Source organism: Mycobacterium sp., assembly GCF_035499775.1.
Classification (GTDB): Bacteria; Actinomycetota; Actinomycetes; order Mycobacteriales; family Mycobacteriaceae; genus Mycobacterium.
Map to the genome: position 1 here is coordinate 1 of NZ_DATJYB010000245.1, position 4,327 is coordinate 4,327.

Sequence of the window (4,327 nt, forward strand, 5' to 3'; positions counted from 1 at the left end):
CGGCCCGAGTCGGTGATCTTGGGTAAGCCGCTGTGGTAGGTCACCGTGTTGTTGAAGCTCGAGACATCGATGGAGTCGACGGTGTCGAACTGGACCTCATTGCCGTACGCATTGATCGTGGAGATGGTGAGGTTGCCACCGTGGCCGGTGACGGTAATCCGGTTGTTGAAATTGGAAATCACGATGGTGCCGACGCCGTCGACCTTCGCTTGATTGTCATTGCCCGAGACGGTGAGGCTGGCACAGGTGCCGGGTGCGGTAAATCTGTTGCCGTAGCTGGAAAACGTCAGTCTGCCGTTATTGCACGCGGTCTCCGTGATCGCGTTGCTGAAGCCGGACACCTCGATCACATCGGCGCTGTCGATGTTCACGCGGTTATCGAAACCGGTCAGCTTGAGGCTGGCGCAGTGACCGGTGATTTTCACTGCGCTGCTGTTTGAATTCAGCGTCACGCTGCCGTCGTTGCACGCGATCGTGTCGTTGGCGCCGCTCCCGCCGAGACTGAATGTGCCGCCGTGCTCCAGGGTGATCGGAGGGGCGCTCGTCGCGGCGCCGCTGTTCACGTTCGCGGGGGTGTTGCGCAGCTGATTCACCCCCCAGAAGATTGCCATCACGATTGGCGCCAGGAGGGTCGGCACGACGAAGAGAAGGATTATCGGCCAGCGCACCCCGCCGCCCCTGCGCGCCGGAGCCGTGTAGCCGGCGTTTGTGAAGCCCGCGTCGTAGTACGGAGCGTGGGGCGAAGATCTCGCTTCGGCAAGCCCGCGTTCGAGTTCGCGGATCCGCTTCTCGGGGTCGTCATCCTTCATTCGCCAAATGGTCGCACGCTTGCCTTCGCCAAGTCAGCCCGTAGCACGTGCTTGAGGATTTTCCCGGACGGATTTCGCGGACTTCGTCGAGCGTCACGGAGTGGCCAGGGTACGGATTGACGACGGTGACCATCACGTTTCATGCGCGGCGCGCCGCTTCCTGGGCAAGCTGCACGCGCGAGGTCAGGCCCAGTTTGGCGTAGACGTGAGTGAGGTGGGACTGCACGGTACGTGGTGAGACGAAAAGTCTTGTGGCGATGTCGCTGTTGGCCAGCCCTTCGCTCACCAGTCGCACCACGTCCAACTCGGTCGGGGTGAGTGACGCCCAGCCACTGGTCGGGCGTTTGCGTTCGCCGCGGCCACGCTGCGCATAGGCGATCGCCTCTTCGGTGGACAACGCCGCACCCTCGGCAAAAGCCGCGTCAAAATCCTTCTCCCCCATCTCATCTCGTAGCACCGCTACCGAGGCTACCGAGCCGGCGTCATAGACTTTGAAGCGGACCGCGCCGAGGCGTTGCCGGATCGCGTGTGCCGCGCCAAAGAGCCGGGTCGCCTCGCGGTGACTACCGGCGTCGCCGGCCAGAGCAGCGAGGCACTCCAGGATGCCGGGGATGAGCAGGTACGACGCGGTGGTCGCCGCGATCCCGAGTGCATCGTGGGCGTCGCGCTCGGCTGGTTCCGGCTCCCCCTCTGCGATCGACAGCGTGGCGCGCGTCCACAGTGCGTGCGACAGATAAAAGCCGGTCGCCGTCCTGATTGCCTCGTCAACCTCACGGCGGGCCGCGATCAGATCCCCACACGCCAGAGCGGCCTGCGCATGGCAGGTGCTTTGGGCCGCCGTCGCCCTGGACAAGACGTTCAGTTGCGGTCCGGCCTCGCACGCGTCCCGCGCCCCGGCGGCATCGCCGGCGGCCAGTGCGGCGACGGCCAACGAGGTGTAGCTCGCAGCGGAATGAATCCCGCCCAGCTCGACGGCGGCCTCGACGGCGGCCTCCGCCGCAGCCCGCGCCGCGACCGTGTCACCCTGATGCGCCAGCACATGGGCCAGCCTCGCAAGGCTATTCGCCTCAACGAGTCTGTCGTGAGCTGCCTGGGTTTCGGCCACCAGCTGACCCAATTGTGCTGCGGCGCCGACCAGGTCACCCTGCCTTGTCCGTACCACTCCGAGGCACCAGCGGCACACGCGCGCGACAAACCGGTCACCGATGGCCTCGGCAAGAGCGCGTCCTTCTTCGGCACACGTGCGCGCTGCGAGCGAGTCACCGGCCGCGCCTGCCGCGATCGCCTGCCAGGCGAGGATTTGGCTTAGCCGCCACCGGTCATCGACCGCGCGCGCCAGACCGATCGCCTCGGCGAAATAGCCCGGAGCCGCCTCCGCGTCGAAGAAGCCTGCAACGAACCCGCAGGCCGTGAGCGCGCGGCCCAGAAGGACGGGCTCGTCGACCTCGCGCGCGATCGACAGTGCCTGCTGAGCCTGCTCCCGGCTGTCAGCACCGTCTCTGACGGCGAGCACTGCCCTGTCGGCCAGGGCTCGTGCCCGCGCCGCCGCCGTCGTATTGTCGGGCTGCGCGTCGAAGTCGGCAAGCGCTGCGTCTAACGCCGCCAGCCCTTCCCGCACACGACCCCGAGCGAGCCACAACGGTTGCAGCGACGATGCCAGCGCCAACGCGAGCTCGATTGCGGAGTTTTCCCGACTCCAGGTGAAGGCCGCCCGTAGATTGTCGATCTCGGTTTCGGTCTGCTCGAGGCGCTGATCATTGTGACTGCCTGCCGGGGCGTCAAGCAGGGCAGCGAGTGCGGTGTAGTGGTCTCTGTGCCGCGAGCGAATGGCATCGGCTTCACCGGACTCGCCGAGTTTCTCCAGCGCATACTGTCGCACAGTTTCAAGCAACCGGTATCGCGTTCGGCCCCTTATGTTTTCGGCGACGACTAACGATTTGTCGACCAGCAGGGTGAGCTGATCGAGGACTTGGTAGCGCTCGAGCCCATCGGTGCCCGCGACCACCTGGGCCGCCTCCAGATCGAATCCGCCGAAAAACACCGCAAGCCGACGGAACAGGACACGATCGGTTTCGGTCAGCAGCGCGTGCGACCAATCCACCGAAGCCCGCAACGTCTGCTGACGGCGCACCGCGGTGCGCGCACCCCCGGTCAACAGACGAAAGCGGTCATGCAGGCTGTCGAGGATCTCGCCGACCGACAACGACCGCACCCGCGCCGCGGCCAACTCGATCGCCAAAGGCATCCCATCCAGCCGGGCGCAGATCTCCACGACGGTCGCGGCGTTGTCGTCGGTGACGTTGAAGTCAATCTGGGCCAGCCGCGCACGGTCGGCGAACAACTCGATCGCCTCATCGGACACCGACAGCGACGGCACCCGCCACGTCGCCTCCCCCGGCACACCGATCGGTTCCCGACTGGTCGCCAGCAGCGTCAGCCCCGGCGCCCCACCCAACAGCGCCACGACCAGGTCGGCGCACGCATCCAGCAGATGCTCACAGTTGTCCAGCACCACCAGCAGCTGACGGTCACGGGCGAACCGCAGCAACGTATCCATCGTCGAGTGGCCGGGCTGATCAGGCAGACCTAGCGCGCGCAATACCGCCACCGGCACCACCGCGGGATTGGTGATCGGCGTCAGATCCACATACCAGACACCCTCGGCATAGTCGCCCGCCAACCGGTTGGCGATTTCTACCCCCAGGCGCGTTTTGCCGGCCCCGCCGGCACCGGTCAAGGTGACCAACCGGTTCTGCGCCAGCAGCTCGCGCACCTCTGCCAGCTGCAGGCCGCGTCCGATAAAGCTGGTAAATAGCGCTGGAAGATTATGTGCCACAACGTGTTTCGACGTAGGCAGCGGTGGGAAGTCGTTGCGCAGATCGGGATGGCACAGTTGGACGACGCGTTCCGGGCGGGCCACACCACGCAGCTCATGACTGCCCAGATCGGTCAACCACACATCGGCGGGCAGCGCGTCAGCGATCAAGGCTTCGGTGACACCCGACAACACCGTCTGCCCGCCATGAGCCAGATTGCGCAGCCGCGCCGTCTTATTGATGGCGGGCCCGATGTAATTGCCTTCATCGCGCAGCTGCACCTCGCCGGTGTGCACTCCGATCCGCAAGTTGATCGGAGCCAAGGGAGCGCGCTGCAGTCCCAGTGCACAGGCCACCGCATCACTGGCCCGCGCGAAGGCCACGACGAAGCTGTCGCCCTCGCCCTGCTCGACCGGCCGCACCCCGCCATGCGCCGCCAGCAGATCCGACAGCTCCTGATCCAGCCGCGCGAATGCCGCCGTCATCTGCTCGGGCTGGGTCTCCCACAGCCCCGCGGAATTCTCGACGTCCGCCAATAGCAGCGTCACCGTGCCCGTCGGCAAAAGCCCGCTCACGCCAAGATCGCTCCAGTTCAGCTGCGGCATGTCCACCCGCGGATCAATCTCGCTCATGCTAGTCAGCATGCCGCCCGGATACGCCACATAACATCCGCGGAACCGCGCATCTCTCCCGCCGAGCAGA

The 4,327-nt window shown here is 65.8% G+C and carries 2 protein-coding genes; both read right to left on the minus strand.

Annotated features, from left to right (window positions below; genetic code table 11):
- A partial coding sequence (locus VML93_RS16285; RefSeq protein ID WP_325612172.1) for a DUF3060 domain-containing protein occupies window positions 1-809 on the minus strand: 809 nt, incomplete at its 3' end.
- 139 nt (window positions 810-948) lie between these two features.
- On the minus strand, window positions 949-4,200 hold the full coding sequence (locus tag VML93_RS16290) for a LuxR C-terminal-related transcriptional regulator (protein WP_325612174.1): 3,252 nt from the start codon (window positions 4,198-4,200) through the stop codon (window positions 949-951).
- Window positions 4,201-4,327 lie beyond the last annotated feature (127 nt).